Genomic DNA, 16,337 nt, shown 5'->3' on the forward strand with positions numbered 1-16,337 from the left:
ATTTAGATTCATTTTTTGGGTAAAATTAATAATTATAAAATCATTTGTCATTTAAAGTTAATCATAAATTTTTATAACTCTCAGTAGGAGTTGATGAATAAGAATATAATACTAGGCTGGTTCGGTACGTTCTTACAATTATTCTTAAGGTTAAGTTGGGGAGTTATATCCGTTCCTATAGCAATTCTTCTTCATTTAAATACAGTAGAAATAGGTTTCGTAGCCACATCATTCTATGTAGGATATGTAATATCATCAATACCTTGGGGGTTAGTGATAGATAAAATAGGACCTAACAAGACAATAACGATTTCAGCACTAATTTTAGTACCTCTCAATTTATTATTATTCTTTTCTCTTAACTCTTACGTTCTTCTTGTTATAGTATATTTAATAGATGGAGTAGTCGCTGCTGCTATATTTCCATCTGCGATGAAGATTGTTGCCATTTCTCATTCTAGTGAGTCTAAATTTACCTTTTACGTAGCATTAGTTGAAAGTGCAGCTCCTATAACTATCCTAGTATTAAGTCTTATCGCAACCATATTGCTACACTTATGGAAGTTTATCTATCTTCTAATGGCAATAGGCTTCCTATTACTTGGAATATTCAGTTCTAAGATTAATTCAAATGCCACATCTACTGAAATAAAGAGATCACTAAGAATCATATTTGATAAACGAATAGCTCTATCAACACTCATTAGACTAGGAGAGTTATGGGCTACATGGGGTACTACAACATGGATATTTCCTATGTTAGTACTCTATAGGGACATTTCGCCATCATTATCTGCATTATTCCTTTTACTATTTGGGCTAGGTCAACTAGTAGGGATAATAAACGTGGATAAGTTAGTTCAATTAGCAGGAATCGTAAAGGTTATATTGTTTAATCTAATCGGTTTTATTATAATATCCTTAGTGCTTACAATATCGAATGGTCTTCTAATACTATCAGAAGCATTTTTGTTGGGCATATTTTCTTTTCTATATAGACCACCAACTGATTCCCTCATTATGAAAATTGCCGGAAATAGTAGTGCGGCGACTTCAATAGGTTACGCTAATGCAGTATCCCAAATAGGTACAATGATTGCTCCTACTGTAATAGGATTAGTACTATACTTAACTAAGAGCTTTACTTTTTCAATGATAACTTTAGATATAGGTTGTGTAATATCAATTATTTCTCTCCTAGTTCTTGAAAGTTGGTTATAAAATTTAACGATCTGAGAAACTCTTTAGATATAGTGTTCCATAGATATATTCCTAGATCCGATAAGGTTCGAGAGAAACTAGAAGGGAAATATCCCATTTTATTTTTTATCTCTGATGATTTCTATAATACTTCTCATCCCCTAATTAATTCTGTGAAGTCCGCATAGATTTTGTTACTCTATTATGTGCAACTACATTCCACAAATACTTAAAAATTTGTTTACTTTAATCTAGTGGAAGCCCATAAATAAAAGGCCAACTGCTCTCTTAAATTGATCGTGCGATACTATCATCTTACTCAATAACGTCTTACCTAATGAATCCTTATCAATCGATATTTTTGAAAGTTCTCTTTTTCCTAAAGCCAATGCTATTTTTCCCAATTATTCTATGAATTGTTGTTAAAGAATTCTCAATTTAAAAATATTTAATAAAGAATTTCTCTTGCTCGTTTAACATGGATTAAAATCTTCTCTCTCCCTACACCTCTAATCATTTTTTCTTTAATCTGAATACGAACGGTTTATAAGAGATTTCTTCTAGATATTTACTTAACAAACTCTTTTTAAGAAAAGAAATTTTCACTTTTTAATAGTCGAATTTAAAAACTCAAACTATATTTTCATTTTATGAAAATAAATAATGCTTCTATTTCGGCAATATTTAATAGAAATTTTAACAAAAATGATGTTGCCATACTAATAAACAAAGGGGTTATAGAGCAAGAGTTAGTACCACTAATCCTTAATTTAATAACTACTAGAACAAGACTTCAAAATTTACTAAGGCTTTACACTTATGAAAACTCAACACTATATCTAATCAACCTGGATCAAGTATCGCTTCTTCAATTATCCTTTGGAAAGGAAGTTAAAGAAGAGGATTTAGTTTCTGGGTTTGAAAAAGTTAAAAATTTAGCTGAAGATGTATTTAGAGAAAACATTATGACTTATGAGTTAGCATTTTCTGGAATAGTGGAAAGACGAATAAAGGGATTGCCAATTTCAATGCCATCTCTGAATAATCCAAAAATTATGGGATTTAGAATAATATCTGGATTGCAAGATTCCTCAGATGATATTAGATATAAAGACCTATTGGAAATTATATTAGAACCTGTAGTTAACAACTTAAATCAGACATTCGTAAGTGTAACTTACAGAGATAAAAGTTTAAACCAAGATAGAATTAGTTCGACTTTTAAAGATGTTGAGGATATTATAAATTATCTATGTGAATAAAAAGGTATAATATGCTGCGAGGTAAAATATAATTTATGCATGAGTGGTCAATAGCTTATTCGGTAGTTAAGACTTTGACAGAAAATTTTAATAAAAAGATTTCTAAAGTCACGTTAGTAATTCCATTGTTTTCCTTTCTGGATATAGAAATTTTAAAGGAAGCTTTCAATGAATTGAAGAAAGAGAATCCAATAGTGGAGAATGCTGAATTAGAGGTTAAAATCCAAGAACCTACTTTCAGATGCAGAAATTGTAATAGAGAATTTAAATTCTCGGATATTCAGCAACAAGTTGGCGAGGTTAAAAATTCGTATGGTGAGGAATATCCTTTACATTTAATGCCAGAATTGCTTCCAGCATTTATTAAATGTCCTTATTGTGGATCTCATGATATTGAAGCAATAGGTCAAGAAATTTATATAGAAAAGGTTGAAGAATATGGAGCCGTTGAGAGAGTTAGCTAAAGAGAAACTAAAAGATAAAAAAGTAATTGCTATTATGAGTGCTAAAGGTGGTGTTGGGAAGAGTGTAATATCAGCGTTGATATCTCTATCCTTACCTTCAGATGTAACGTTAATTGATCTTGATATACATACAATGGCAATAGCAAAATTATTTGGAGTAGAAAATGTTCCTTTAGAAGTCAGCAAAGAAGGAATAGAGCCTGTGAAAATAAGAAATGTTAATTTGATTTCTCTTGCAGGAATAGTAAGAGATAGATATGTTATTTTACCTGGGAGAAATCAAAGTAATGTTATGAAGGAGCTAATAGCTTATTCTAGCATAAAAGGAAAATACGTTGTTTTTGACTTACCTCCTGGTCTTGGCGATGAAATATTAGTACTTGAAGAGCTAAGCGATTTTAAACCAATAGTGGTCACTACACCTTCAAAAGTATCATTAAAAGTTGTAAAATACTTGTTAGATTATTTAAACGAGAGGAAAAAGAAAGCACTAGTAGTTGTTAACATGTCATACTTTACTTGTAATGATCAAAGAGTTAATCTGTTTGGAAATTATAATGGAGATGTAAATTTACCGATAGATCCCAATCTAGAGGACTACATAGGAAAAATTCAGGAATACGAAGGAGAAGTAAAGAAGGTTATTGAGAAAGAATTAATACCTCAATTTATGTAGATTTTTATTCTTTTTTATACAAAAGTTTAAAATCAGCATCAAAAAGCACACTATTCTTATATTTTCAAGATCTATTAGTTTCTCAATAAGTTGGGGACAATGTGAGCTACCTCGCCCTGAAGGGCTAGGCTTCCTGATTCATAGCCCCACCTTGCCCATAACTTTTCGCCATGGGTAGAGGGCGGAGCTCCACAGGCACTAAGGATGGCTCCCACCCCGATCTCCTTAGAATGTTTAAAGAAGCATTATAGTCACGGTCCCCAACCCAACCACATTTAGGGCAAATGAAGATACGATCAGAAAGACTTAGATCCTTTTTCACATACCCACATTTGGCACAAGTTTTTGAAGTATACGCTGGGTTTACCAAGACTAACTTCTTACCGTATTTTTCAAGTTGATATCTTATCATCTCCTTGAATTCGTGGAATGCTATATCATGTAACCTCATCCTCAACTTCCTCTCCGACTTGTCAACAAGCTGTTTAACATCTATATCCTCCATTACTACAACATCATAATGTTGTGCGAACCACTTGCCCAACTTCATGTAAAGATCTTCCCTCAAGTTCTTCAAGTATTCATAAGCCCTAGCTAACTTCACTTTTACCTTAAACCAGTTCTTTGAAAGAAACTTCTTCCTTGAAAGAGCCTTGTGGAGTCTCCTTAACTTTACTAACGCCTTCTCATATGGTTTCAAGTTGGGGAAATAGTACCCATCACTCGTAGTTAGGAGTTTCTCAATCCCAACATCTATGGCTACTACTTTGTTCGTTTTTTTCCAGTTGAGGAAACTCAGCTATGAAGGAGATATACACTCGCTCTGAACGTGTTAGCTTAACTACCACCCTCTTAACCTTATCTAGCGGGAAGTCCCTATGCACTACCACCTTGAACACACCGAGGTTTGCTAACCTCAAAAGTACCAGCTTCTTCTTGTTCCTCCTACTCTTATTTCTCTTGTTCCTACTATCTTCCACCCACTTTGCGGGTAAACGAGGGAGTAGTACTTATGTGGTTTCTTCTCCTTAGGGAAACGTGCTAGACTTTTGAAGAATCTATCCCTAGCCTCGTAATAACGGTCGGCGATTTGCTGTACTACTTGGGAGTATAGCTGTTGGTACTCCTCATCTTGTTTTCTCAGATCCAGAGTGAGCTGTCTTAACTCTGTTTGTGTGAGACCTTTTCCATCCCTCTGGTAGAAATAGATATCTGCCCAGCGTAGGGTATTATATATCTCACATGCTAACTTCAACTGGGCTTTTAACGCCCTAAATGTTTGCTCGTTAGCATATGCACGGAAGCGGAACCCTACGCTAGGCATTAACAGAATGTTTATGAGTGAGTTAAAAAAATGTTTCTACAAAGGAGACTATTCATCCCAGTCTCAGAGAGGCGAGGTTTTCCGTCCCCTTTAAACCCCAATTTCTATAAGTTTCCTCTGAAAAATTACGTTAGGGACAGCTTGTCTAGTATCTCCTTAGGTATTTCAACAGATTTCCAGATCTTTGGATTAATTGCAACCTGTATTAAATATCCTTCAGTAGTTAGATCACCTTTATTCAATATTTTCAAATCAAATCTTATAACCTTCTTTGAAAGTAACTTAACGCTAAGTAACACTGTTAATCTATCCCCTAGTTTTACAGGCTTATGGTAAACAGCATGAGATTCAACCATCACAAACCAAAGTTCTTCATTAACGTTAGGATAAGGTATTCCTACTTTCTCGTTAAAGAATTTTTCAATAGTGTTTGTAAAGAAACGATAATATGCAGCATAATGTGCTATACCTTGTGCATCTGTATCATAAATCCTTACCACGTCCTCAAATACGTATTCCAGATTTTGCATAAATATATTTTTTCGCTCTCTGTAAAATGATTTTGGTTATATAGAGAGAAAGAGCTAATATAGGCTTATCTAAATTTTCTTCTTTATTAAATATTTTATTTCTCCTTTCCTCAACAGGTTAATGTCTCCTAAAGTTCTTATAACTTTACCATTGTTAAAAGATATTCTAACTATTGTATCACCATCAGATAAAACTAATTCTGTTTCTGAATTTACACTCTCAATTGACGCTAGATCTATCACATCTTTAAATTTATCATCCTTAATTACACCCTCTTTTATTACTATCATGTTTAATTCACTTAATTCTTCAAAGATCTTATCATTTAGGTTTTCAAGGAATTTCTGTGCTTCTCTCCTTACATAAAACTCAAATGGTCCTTGATATTTGAAAATAATTATTACTTTTGTACTTTGCTTTATACTTGCTAAAAAGTGTGTGAGTTGTGCATGTATTCTAGGTATACTATCTCTATTTACTAAATATGTTATCTCATTAGTAGATTTCTGAAAGATCCTTATAACTTCAAAGTCTACAGAGAACAACCATTTTAATGTTACTTTAAACGTATTCTCATTAATTTGATGGATCTCTTTAAAATATGGTATGTATTTCATGATATTACGAGGATTCATAAAATAGGATAATAGTAAATCTAATGATTTATTAATCATAATTTCTTTTTTAACTTCAAGCATCAATATATATTCTGTTAAGAAAAAATAAAAATTTTATTAGGTTTATCTTAAATTTATTATTTTAACTTTTTAACAACTTCTCTTAATTTTTCGTAAGTCTCTATTTCAATTTTACTAGCATTTTTAAAAAGACTAATATAAAAGTCAACTGAAATATTCAGATTCGAATATGGTAATCCTAGCTTTTCAGCTTCAGATTTATACATTACTTTAGGAATGTTAGACGTTAATTCTCTAATCTTGACATAACTAAAATCAGTCTTATGATCTTTACCACACTCAGCTATTAACTTCTTTTGAAATAATTTGGAAGATAAATCAAAGGAGTTTATTGCTATAACTTTTTCTTCACATATATTCTTAGATAAAGTAATTACTATTTGCTCACTAATAATTTTCTCATTATGAATTATTAAATCCCATTCCTTAAGTGTTTTTATAACATAGTAAGGAGCAATAATAATACTAGGTTTAGATATAGAAATCACTAATTTTCCAAATCTTATTTTATCATTAAATATTTGGGCTAATATAACTTCTGAAGGAACATATTCGATTAAATATCTAGCAGTTGGAATAGTAGATATAATATTAACAATTTCGTCTTCTATAGTCCAAAAATTATAGTTCGATATTAGTAATAGATTGTACGGAATTTCACCAACTATATCGAAAATTTTATCATTATCATTTGTTAGATCCAGAATCCTTTATCACCAGCTTAAGTTTTTCTATTGTTTTTTGCGTATCAAACTCAATCCCAAATTTCTTTAAAAAATTATATAAAGAGGTAACAATTTGATCTAATTTACTCATTAGTTCATCAGATATACCCATTTTTACATCTAAAACATAAGGCTTGCACCCAAAGACATACACTTCTGGTGTATAACCTAAAATCCTTAAGGTAGTAATTACACTTTGAATTCCTAGGCCATGAGAACCAGAATATTGAAAGTCAACAACAGTAGAAGTTATTTCCTCACTATCTATTTCTTGATCCATTTTTGTTATAAAAATATCTTTGTTATCTTCCAACATTATTGCATCTATTAGTATAATAACATCATAGTCTTTTAATATTTCTAATGATGATATTCCTGAAGCGCCTAAGTCAATAACATCACAACCCTTAACATTTCCTTCTAATGCCTCTGCTAAATAAGACCCGAAACCATCATCACCCATTAACCTATTACCTATTCCTACAATTGCTATTCTCCTCATCAAAAATCACGCCAATATTTCTCGCCTTCCGGTATGGGTTTCCAACTTAGTTTTTTAGGATAATTCATAATTCTTCCATGAAGTTTAACAAGTCTTGAAATAACTGGTGCTAACTCTTCTCTTTCTTTGACCTCATCTGCAATTAACCTTCCTATTAAATCCCTTGCTTTTAATAAATTATCTGTAACATCTTTCCATAATCCCCAATCAGATGACGTTAGTTCAACTATCTTATTGCCTTCCACATTAAATTTTAAGAGTAAAGCTATAACGTCTGATAAATGTTTATCTAATGTGAAGTGAATTTGTAACTTTGATAAAAGTAAATCTTCTTCACTGAATGTAAATTCTGAATTCCAGTCAACAGGAATTATATGGCTAAATCTCATTTCATTAAAGTAATAAACTTTAACGACTTTCTCTTCTTTAAAAAACATTCCAGCCACATCGCCCATAGTTTTTTCCAAGTGGAAGTATGGTGTATATTCTAGGCTATACATTATTTGCTTAAACTTATCCCTATCTTCATTTCTTACTAAAAAATTAATATCTTGTGGTCCACTTCTTCTATATAGTTGAATAATTTGAGATGCTAATGGGTTATCTTTTACTTTATGATAAACTCCTATGGAACCATAAAGTAGTATTCTCACATTTTCTTTTTTACATGCGTCATATATTCTTCTCGCTTCAGTTAGATAGTCTTCAAACATTTTATTTACATCAACTTTTCTTGTTTGGATGTCAAAGGGAGTTATACCAGACATCATAATTATATTGTTCTTAGTAATATATAATCTTATCATTCAATTTTTTAAATTTTTAATTTATCTAATAAATCTTGTAGATCTCGTAACAAGGAAGAAATATTAATATAGTCTTGTGATCTCTTAATAAGTCTAATACGTTTATCTATCTGAACTGTAGTGAAATTCCTTGAGATCATTTTAAAATCTTGGTCGTTAGTTATGATTATTCCATAATTGGTTACATTTCCAATTAATGGGAGCACGGAAGGAATATTTAAATTAATTTTCTTATTATTATAATCACTTTCTAGTTCTAAGTAAACTTCATAACACCATACGATATCTTCTAATTTCAGAGAAAATTTTTCCTTTAAGTATATTAGAAAATATTCAACCCATTTTTGAACTTCATCACCAGTAAAAATAATTTGCTTAACAAAATTGTTATTTCTCTCATCTAACATTAAATTTACATTAGTATTGCCAATCTTGAATTCTAGTGAATTAGTCATAAAAATTGTACTAAAAAGATTTTGTGGAAGAGGCCTTACAAAGTTAATAGAGTAGACAAGATCCCTTATTTTCGAATTCTTTTCAAAACTTCTTTCTTCATCATTTCCTTGCATATTTTACCCCATTCACTAATTTCTCCTTCTTCATTTATAACTTCACATTCAATAACTGTTAAATTTGAAGGAAGGGCTCCTAAGACTCTCGCCATTCGTAAAAAACTATCCACGTCCATATAATATGCCTTTAGGTTAGAATATACATCAAGAAAATCTGAAAAAACACTGTCTTCAAATTCAGGCTTATAAATCCTTAATTCTTGTTTACCTCTTTTTTCACTCGCTAAAAGAATAAGATTATCAATATCAAGTTCAGATAAAAAAGTGGATGCCTTAATAGCTCCTAAACTGAAATCAATTACATCTATATTTTCTTTTCTTAATTCTTCCATTACTAGTAATGGTATTTGGTAATCTCCCTTATACCAATAACCTATTGATCCGATTTTTGGCATTTCCTCAACCCTTTAGGCTTTATAGCTTGAGCAATCTGCCATAATATATCCTCCGGGTTTTCAATATTTAATGGAGTCATGTTAGAAGCTATTGAGGTTAGTCTCCTTCTTTCATCAATTAAACTTCCACCTTCCTTTAATTCAATATTTATATTATATTCCTTCAATATTTCTTTTAAAATTAAGAGAGAATCTTCTCTTGAAACTTTTATAGGATATATTATCTTTTTTGTTTCCTCTTCTATGTCTTTTATTATTTTATCAACGCCTAAAAAACGAAATAAAAAATCACTCATACCTTTATACCCCTATCTATAAGTTCAGTGAAATACACTACTTTAAAATCAGCTTGCTTCTCTCTAACAGCATTTTCTAAGGATAACTTACAATTTGGATCAAACACTATAACACTTTTACCTCCCCATCTCTTCAATTGCGTAATTACGTAATTCCTTACTTTTCTAACTATATCCTTCTTCTCTTCAATCAATTCTAAATGATGCGGACAAGTATATAGTTTGTCTGATGAAGGACTCTCCTTAGGTTCAATAAATTGTGGTGCAGTTAACCTTAATATCTCTCTTGGTGGTTCTTCTACTCCTCCTAATCTACTCAGGAATTCTGAATAATGAACAGTTGTAGGTGAAGCTATGTCAGCTTTTTCTAACTTTACTTTTCCTTGTTTATACATATCATATACGTTCTTAGTTAAATGTTCAACTGGTAATGGAGGATTCTCTTTTATACTTTTAGGTCCTTGCCATCTTAACCAGAAATAGGCAGAACCATCAGTAGTTATTATTTTCTTCACGTTTAATTCCTTAGCAACACTATATGTGTTTTCTAATAGCTCTCTACCTGTCTCAAAATCTCCTACGAAATATGCATAGTATCCAGGATCACTGACTTTAGAACTAACTGTTACACTTATTTTTAATTTATTAAATATATTTAACACTGAACTTAATACATTATTATCTTGAATTTCTAATGGTGATGGAACAAATAATACCTCACTACCTTTCTTATCAACATTAAAACCTATTTTGCTGGCAATTTCGCTCCACTTACCCATATCTATGCCCAAAGCGTTCTTTATCTCTTTAGAATTCTTAGACAATTTTTCAGCACTTTCGTAATTAAATCCAGAGTAATGAAGTATTCTTCTCATTAAAAGTGCTGTATACCAATTAGGTACTTCCATTGGAGATGTAAAAGTACATGCACCACATGCGGTACAATCATATGCAGATTCCGTCCAATGAGTAAACTCTTTACCACTTATTTTTCTCAGTCTTAGGTACCTAGCTACTATACCATAAGCAGTATAGAACATTGAATATAATTTGTTAATTTCATAGGTCCTCCATGCTGGGACATCATAAAATTTCTTAGTCTCTAACCAGAATGGACAACTATAGCTACATATTCCACATCTCATACAATTTTCAATACCCATTACATCAGAGGGCGATAGTTCATCTAGGGATCTTGAAGCTAATTTTCTATTTATTTCAATCTTACCTTTACTCACTCTAAATCCCCCACATTTAAACTCTTCTTTTACCATATACACTACCAGCAAACCCTTTCTGTACATAATACCAGAACATATGGAAGGCTTTACTAAATGGTGTATACCCAATAAATATTCCCACTAGAGCTATATGTAAACCATACCAGTTTGCTTGATTTGGTATTCCTAGATATGGGAATGACCAGTCGTATGCAGCTCCTAATCCAGTAACTATGATTGCAGCTAGTAAGATTAAGAATACATAATCTCCAACACTACTTATAACTCTATGCCTTGTTGCGTCATCAATGACCCTAGTTACTATATAACCTACTAGACCGGCTAAAGCCAATAATGCCATAAAACTACCATTAACAATTACAGATAATATACCCCATGGGGATATGGTATTTGTAGCTACCTCGGCTGAATTCCACGCACCTACTGGATTTAAGATACCACCGTGGGTAAATGAAGAGGAACCTAAAACGCCTAACTGATACCCAGATGTAAATGATTCTGGAACCGAAGCTGGCATCAGCCAACCTAGAATATTTTGAATTCCAGTTAACCCACTAAAGATATAATTCCATGCTATTATATGAATACCCACTACTATAATTAATCCTAGTATAAAGATATGGTTAAAGATCGTCTCTATAATAAGTAGCGGATCCCTTCTCGCTGCTCTTCCAAATGGTCTAGGAATAGCACTTACAGCTTCTTTAAACTCCCTAGTAAATCCTACTTCCCCTTTAACGCTAGCTCTTGAAAATAAAAATTCTCTAGCTATTCTATAAATTACGCCGAACACAAAAAATACTATTCCCAATGGAAAAATTACGTTTAACCCCCACCAATAAAGGCTTAATGGAGTGCTTGGACCCCCGTTAGCACCTATTGCCGCATGAACTACTATCAATTACTTCACCCTCATTGCAAATTTGTAGAATGCCTTTATAGATTCACTTAGGTCTATTGGAGCACCTAGTGTTATATATCTTACTTTCCCATTGGGTAATACTACATGTACACCACAAACGAAACATGGGTCAAATGATCTTAATGTAGCTGCAAATTCAAACCCATCCCACTGTTCTAATGGAGTTACCGTTAGTTTTGGTACTCCTTTTATGTTATACCCAGGATTTCCTTGAATAACTTCCTCAAATGTTCCAGCACCATCATTTTGCGCTAATAACGGATATGGCGATATTGTACCAATAACATCTGAATAGGAGTTCTTAACTCTAGGACCTGAATTAACAGTTGTTGGTTGTATTTGTTGTGGATTTATAGTAGGTACTGTTGGACCACTACCTAACGCTATTACTTCTGAGTGCCATTGAGCTCCTCTAGGAGCTTCTTTAAGCCCAACACCTATTGCAACATCTGTATTAGTATTCTTCTTATAAGTCCAATCATATTGATTACCTCTACTTACAGCAGTCTGTCCATTTTTGATATAATTAACTGCTGAGAACCAAGCAATCCAGGCTCCCCCAGCATCTAATGCACATGCATGAGCTCTTGCTCTCATTCTCTCTACAGCGTTAGTTGTTACCGTAATACTTCCATTAGATAACTTAGATGAAACCATCCATGGAGATACATATTTAATTTCTATCTCACCTTGTAATTCCTGTGGTAAAGCTATTCTTGATGAGATAGTTTGTGGTAAATTCCATGTAACTGACTGTTCGTTACTATTATATTGTATTTCTATTCCAGCAGAAGAATATACAGCAGTATAAATTGGTTCTGGTGCTTGTGGCTGTAATACTTGAGCCCACATTACTGCTTGTGGATCTGCTTCAACATTAAAGAAATAATTCATAACAGGTTTATGACCCGCATAGGGAACAAGCCTAGGTGACATTGCCCAACTATACTTATTTTGTGAATTGCCACTACCAAATGGATACCCTCTAGCTAGTGGATTTGGTATAGTCCATTTCCTCCATGGATGATAAGGACTTACAGAATTACCAATAGGATCTTGAGAAATACCAGATACTTCTGGTGGAACTTCTGAATTATTTACCCAGTCTTCATAAAATGATGACTCAACAAATTCTCTCATTCCTAAAGTAATATCAATTAGACTATTAGTCACTAATTCTGGTGGTGAATTGGGACTCTTTTGTATAACTAAACCAGGTTTTACTACTCTTGCCCTTCCCCATGCACCCATATTCTCATAAGTTGCATCATAAGGCATGACGCTTGTAGAAGACGGCGTGACACTAGGAGCTTCAGAGACATCGCTTTGTCCGTAACATAAGAAATTACCCGGCCTATTACCCATTTCAGCAAAACCTAAGTTGTTAAAGTATTTATCATAATATGCTTGTACACCGAAAACATTACCATAATCATTTAGGAACAAGTTTAATACTTCCCAATAAGCCACTTGCTTCTTTGCATATGCAGTACCATCAACTAACCTATATAAATATCTTTGTAGGTTCTCAACAGTAGCTGGAACTCCTATTCCACCTGGGACCATAGTTATGGGGTGTGGAATTCTTAAGTAGTATAACAATTCTGCCTCGTGCATTATTCTCCATACATAGGCTCCTTCTAACCATATAGCACCTATTATTGGCACTAATCCATCCATTATATCAGCTACAGTCCTCATTGTAACTCCACTAAACTTTAACTCACTAGGTGCTCCATTTGGAAAAGCCTCAGAATATTCTAAAACCTTACTTATAGGTGTTTGCTGTGCTAATTGGTAAATTTCTGGGGGATAATAACCAGCAATCTTAAAGAACAATGAGCTCCAATCTGGTCCTCCTAAAGCTGTAAGATGAGTTGTAGCATCATAAACCATTGCAGCATCGTTAGATAACATGATAGTCTCTAGTCCTAATGGTGGTGGTGCATATCCTCCCATTGCCATTTCTTGTGCTATTCTCTCTATGAACTGATGATGTTCTCCACATATTCCACATTCTCTTGAGCTTAACATTATTACATCTGGTGCTGGCTTATTTCTCATAAAGATTTCAAATCCTCTAAACATTCCCGCTCCAGCATACGCTTCAGTAGCTCTTACCTGATTCTCTCCTTCTATACTTACACTAACTTGAATACCTAACTCTGGTTTAATTCTAACAATTGGTTCTATTACAACTGGTTTAGTCCAATCATATTTAAATAGATAGGAAGAACCCATTTTAACTCACCCCCTTAGCTTTAGGAACCATGGGTTTACCTCTTCTTCTAGATAAGAAATAAGAACCTACACCTACAACTATACCGGCACCTACAGCTGCAGCTAATAAAGTTGTAGATGGTAATGTTGGTGCATTAGGTGGAGCATAGAAGGGTTCATATAAGTCTGGAAATCCCGGTGCAGTACAAGCAATACATACACCCCCTCTAGTACATCCACCAACACCACCAACCCAACCTAGACGTGGTGCTGGACTATTAGCTTCTGTACCTTTACATCCTAAGCTATATGTACATTGTGGATCTCCGAAATTCTTCGCAAATATACCCTGAGCGAAGAATCCAGCTCTGGGGCAATTTTGATGAGTTTCGTTACCGTAGAAATATTTTGGCCTATTAAATATGTCAATAGTTGAAGATGGTGGAGGAGCTAATCCTCTAACATATAAAACTCCAGCAACTAGAGTTCTCATTATCCAGTCACCCGCTGGAGGATCTGCTGCTATGGCAACTATTGGTTGTCCTAATTTACTTTGCCAATGATAACTAGGCCCTGGATATGCAGTATTATACGGAGAATTAGTAGCAGAATATATATCTTCATCTATAACTTGCTCACCTCTAAAGTAACCTAAGTCTTTCTCGTAAACTTCATGTAAATATGCTGGAAAACCTAATATTCCCCTATAAGGATCATCCAACATGCCCATTGCATATGTTGGGGATCTATATCCTAATCCATTAGTTGTAGCAGGAATTCCTCCATAGGTTGCACAAGCTCCAGTAGCATAAACGAGTGCAGCTCTCTTCATTAAATTAAACACAAATTCATCGCATAATAGTACATGACCACTTGGTGTTCTTCCAGCAGAACACCAGAAAGAATCTGATGGTTTTTTATAATATAGTCCAAATTCATCAAACATTGTACCTTCTACTACCAATACGTAAGGATCAAATACTCCAGCTAATGCGGCTTCCATTGTAGGATATGCCATATCATCTTGAGGCATTAAGATTGGGTGATAAACTAAGTTTATGTTTCCAACATTCGCTATTGATGGACTTCTTAATGTTATTGGCTGTAAATTAAATGTTACTTGTGTTACTACATCTTCTACCGCTGGGTTCATCGCATCTATAAATGCTATAGTATTTCCTCCACACCATCCGTTCCCAGTCCATATAATGTTTATTGGATCTGATAATGCATCATTAGCCATGTTAAATAAGTCCTTCCATGTTAATCCTTTTTCAACCATCCATGCAGTAAGCCCAGTTATGCCAGCTAATTTCATGAAGTCTCTTCTGGTTATCCCTACCTTAACTTGTTTAGGCTTCGGCTCTTCCACTTTAATCCCCTTTACTAGGTATATTATAGTATAGTGTATTTATAAATTTTTCTTATAAACTTAGGATATCATATTTTTTATTAGTTATATTGAAATTTATTAAAATAGTAATAAAGTATAGGTAAAAGTGATATAATGAAAGACGAAGAAGATAAAGCATATGTTATAGAAACCAAATTATAAAAATAACTAACTGAGGCACCGTAAAATATTTCGGCTATCGATGGTAAAAAACACAAATAGGGCAGTATTTTTTTATCATTTACGTTATCTTTTTTATCAACATAATAAAACAATAATGCAATTCCTAGTAAGGTTATTACTGCGTATGGTATCTCATTTAAAGTTAATGAATAATAAAATTCTGTTACTGAAATTGCAATGGTTAGCAGACTAAACAGAAGAAAATAAAAGAAATTTATTCTTCCTCTTATATAATTAATAGAAAAATATATAGATAAACAAACGGAGATAAACAACTCTAATAAAGATGCTTCATTTATAGGATCGTGAGATAGTGGCAAAATTGAATGAGTCATCTCCGAGGCTATATTTGGGCCTGCAAAGACTAAGAACGAAAGAAACAACACATACTTATTTCGATACTTGTAACTTAAATAAGCGATTTCTGGAAAGATCATAAGAAAGAACATGAAAGAGTTTACAACCTCTAAAACTGCTGGAACTATAATCTGCGGTATTTGTAATGAGAAGCTTGGAATATCAGTTCCATAAAAATATAAACTATATAATGCGTTAGTTAAATCTCCTCTAACAATTTCATAATAGAGTAGGCTCATAAGAATTTCTTGGAATACTACTGAAGATACTATTGCAAATTTATATTTTCCCAAATTATAACCTAATTGCATAATCAACCAGAAGTAGACGGAAATAAGCGATGATATAACTAGGTCTTGAGGTGATAGAAGAATTAAAAATATAGCAGTAGTTATATAACTTACTAAGAGAATAAAATATCCTATCTTATTCTTTAGAGAGAATTCATAAGATATAGTGACTATTATAGTCATCAGTAGTATATAGATTATATAAAGGATAATTAATGAGTGGGTCTCACCATTCATATAATTACATTTCACAGAAATAATTATAAAGTTTACTATAATA

At 33.0% G+C, this 16,337-nt stretch carries 17 protein-coding genes and 1 pseudogene; 4 read left to right on the plus strand and 14 right to left on the minus strand.

From position 1 onward, the window contains the following. The first annotated feature begins 93 nt into the window (after positions 1-93). From D1869_RS05470 to D1869_RS05485, 4 genes are all read left to right on the plus strand, one after another. A complete protein-coding gene (locus tag D1869_RS05470; RefSeq protein WP_156014257.1) occupies positions 94-1,221 on the plus strand; it encodes an MFS transporter in 1,128 nt (375 codons plus the stop codon). A 629-nt stretch (positions 1,222-1,850) separates the two neighbouring features. Continuing rightward, a complete protein-coding gene (locus D1869_RS05475) occupies positions 1,851-2,462 on the plus strand; it encodes a hypothetical protein (RefSeq protein ID WP_156014258.1) in 612 nt (203 codons plus the stop codon). A 35-nt stretch (positions 2,463-2,497) separates the two neighbouring features. Beyond that, complete coding sequence (locus D1869_RS05480; RefSeq protein WP_156014259.1) at positions 2,498-2,926, plus strand: hydrogenase maturation nickel metallochaperone HypA/HybF; 429 nt, start codon at positions 2,498-2,500, stop codon at positions 2,924-2,926. Continuing rightward, the gene (locus D1869_RS05485; protein WP_156014260.1) at positions 2,901-3,602 is read left to right on the plus strand and encodes a P-loop NTPase; all 702 of its coding nucleotides are present in this window, start codon (positions 2,901-2,903) and stop codon (positions 3,600-3,602) included. The genes D1869_RS05480 and D1869_RS05485 overlap by 26 nt, the downstream gene beginning before the upstream one ends. Positions 3,603-3,726: 124 nt before the next feature. Here D1869_RS05485 and D1869_RS05490 read toward each other — a convergent pair. The 14 genes and pseudogenes from D1869_RS05490 to D1869_RS05555 form a co-directional block, all read right to left on the minus strand. Then, positions 3,727-4,926, minus strand: a pseudogene (locus D1869_RS05490) (RNA-guided endonuclease InsQ/TnpB family protein). A gap of 125 nt (positions 4,927-5,051) precedes the next feature. Continuing rightward, the gene (locus D1869_RS05495; RefSeq protein WP_010979056.1) at positions 5,052-5,456 is read right to left on the minus strand and encodes an acyl-CoA thioesterase; all 405 of its coding nucleotides are present in this window, start codon (positions 5,454-5,456) and stop codon (positions 5,052-5,054) included. 69 nt (positions 5,457-5,525) lie between these two features. After that, on the minus strand, positions 5,526-6,155 hold the full coding sequence (locus tag D1869_RS05500; protein ID WP_156014261.1) for an STK_08120 family protein: 630 nt from the start codon (positions 6,153-6,155) through the stop codon (positions 5,526-5,528). A gap of 56 nt (positions 6,156-6,211) precedes the next feature. After that, positions 6,212-6,643, minus strand: a complete 432-nt coding sequence (locus D1869_RS05505; protein WP_231113739.1) for a hypothetical protein — start codon at positions 6,641-6,643, stop codon at positions 6,212-6,214. A gap of 199 nt (positions 6,644-6,842) precedes the next feature. Further along, positions 6,843-7,382, minus strand: coding sequence for a hydrogenase maturation protease (locus D1869_RS05510; RefSeq protein WP_156014263.1), 540 nt, complete (start codon positions 7,380-7,382; stop codon positions 6,843-6,845). Then, positions 7,382-8,188 (minus strand): nucleotidyltransferase family protein, encoded by an 807-nt coding sequence (locus D1869_RS05515; RefSeq protein ID WP_231113741.1) that lies wholly within the window; start codon positions 8,186-8,188, stop codon positions 7,382-7,384. The genes D1869_RS05510 and D1869_RS05515 overlap by 1 nt, the downstream gene beginning before the upstream one ends. A gap of 8 nt (positions 8,189-8,196) precedes the next feature. Beyond that, positions 8,197-8,757, minus strand: a complete 561-nt coding sequence (locus D1869_RS05520; RefSeq protein ID WP_156014264.1) for a hypothetical protein — start codon at positions 8,755-8,757, stop codon at positions 8,197-8,199. Further along, positions 8,709-9,155 carry a hypothetical protein gene (locus D1869_RS05525; protein ID WP_156014265.1) on the minus strand — a complete coding sequence of 149 codons (447 nt, stop codon included), beginning with the start codon at positions 9,153-9,155 and terminating at the stop codon, positions 8,709-8,711. Before D1869_RS05525 ends, D1869_RS05520 begins: the two co-directional genes overlap by 49 nt. Then, entirely contained in the window at positions 9,134-9,451 is a 318-nt protein-coding gene (locus D1869_RS05530; RefSeq protein WP_156014266.1) for an RNase L inhibitor, read from the minus strand. The genes D1869_RS05525 and D1869_RS05530 overlap by 22 nt, the downstream gene beginning before the upstream one ends. Beyond that, positions 9,448-10,689 carry a (Fe-S)-binding protein gene (locus D1869_RS05535; RefSeq protein WP_231113742.1) on the minus strand — a complete coding sequence of 414 codons (1,242 nt, stop codon included), beginning with the start codon at positions 10,687-10,689 and terminating at the stop codon, positions 9,448-9,450. Before D1869_RS05535 ends, D1869_RS05530 begins: the two co-directional genes overlap by 4 nt. Positions 10,690-10,705: 16 nt before the next feature. After that, entirely contained in the window at positions 10,706-11,593 is an 888-nt protein-coding gene (locus D1869_RS05540) for a hypothetical protein (protein ID WP_156014268.1), read from the minus strand. After that, on the minus strand, positions 11,594-13,855 hold the full coding sequence (locus D1869_RS05545) for a nickel-dependent hydrogenase large subunit (protein WP_156014269.1): 2,262 nt from the start codon (positions 13,853-13,855) through the stop codon (positions 11,594-11,596). Position 13,856: 1 nt separating this feature from the next. Next, entirely contained in the window at positions 13,857-15,206 is a 1,350-nt protein-coding gene (locus tag D1869_RS05550; RefSeq protein WP_156014270.1) for an NADH-quinone oxidoreductase subunit B family protein, read from the minus strand. Positions 15,207-15,286: 80 nt separating this feature from the next. Beyond that, positions 15,287-16,294 carry a hypothetical protein gene (locus D1869_RS05555; protein ID WP_156014271.1) on the minus strand — a complete coding sequence of 336 codons (1,008 nt, stop codon included), beginning with the start codon at positions 16,292-16,294 and terminating at the stop codon, positions 15,287-15,289. Positions 16,295-16,337 lie beyond the last annotated feature (43 nt).

It is taken from the genome of Sulfurisphaera ohwakuensis (assembly GCF_009729055.1).
Lineage (GTDB): Archaea > Thermoproteota > Thermoprotei_A > Sulfolobales > Sulfolobaceae > Sulfurisphaera > Sulfurisphaera ohwakuensis.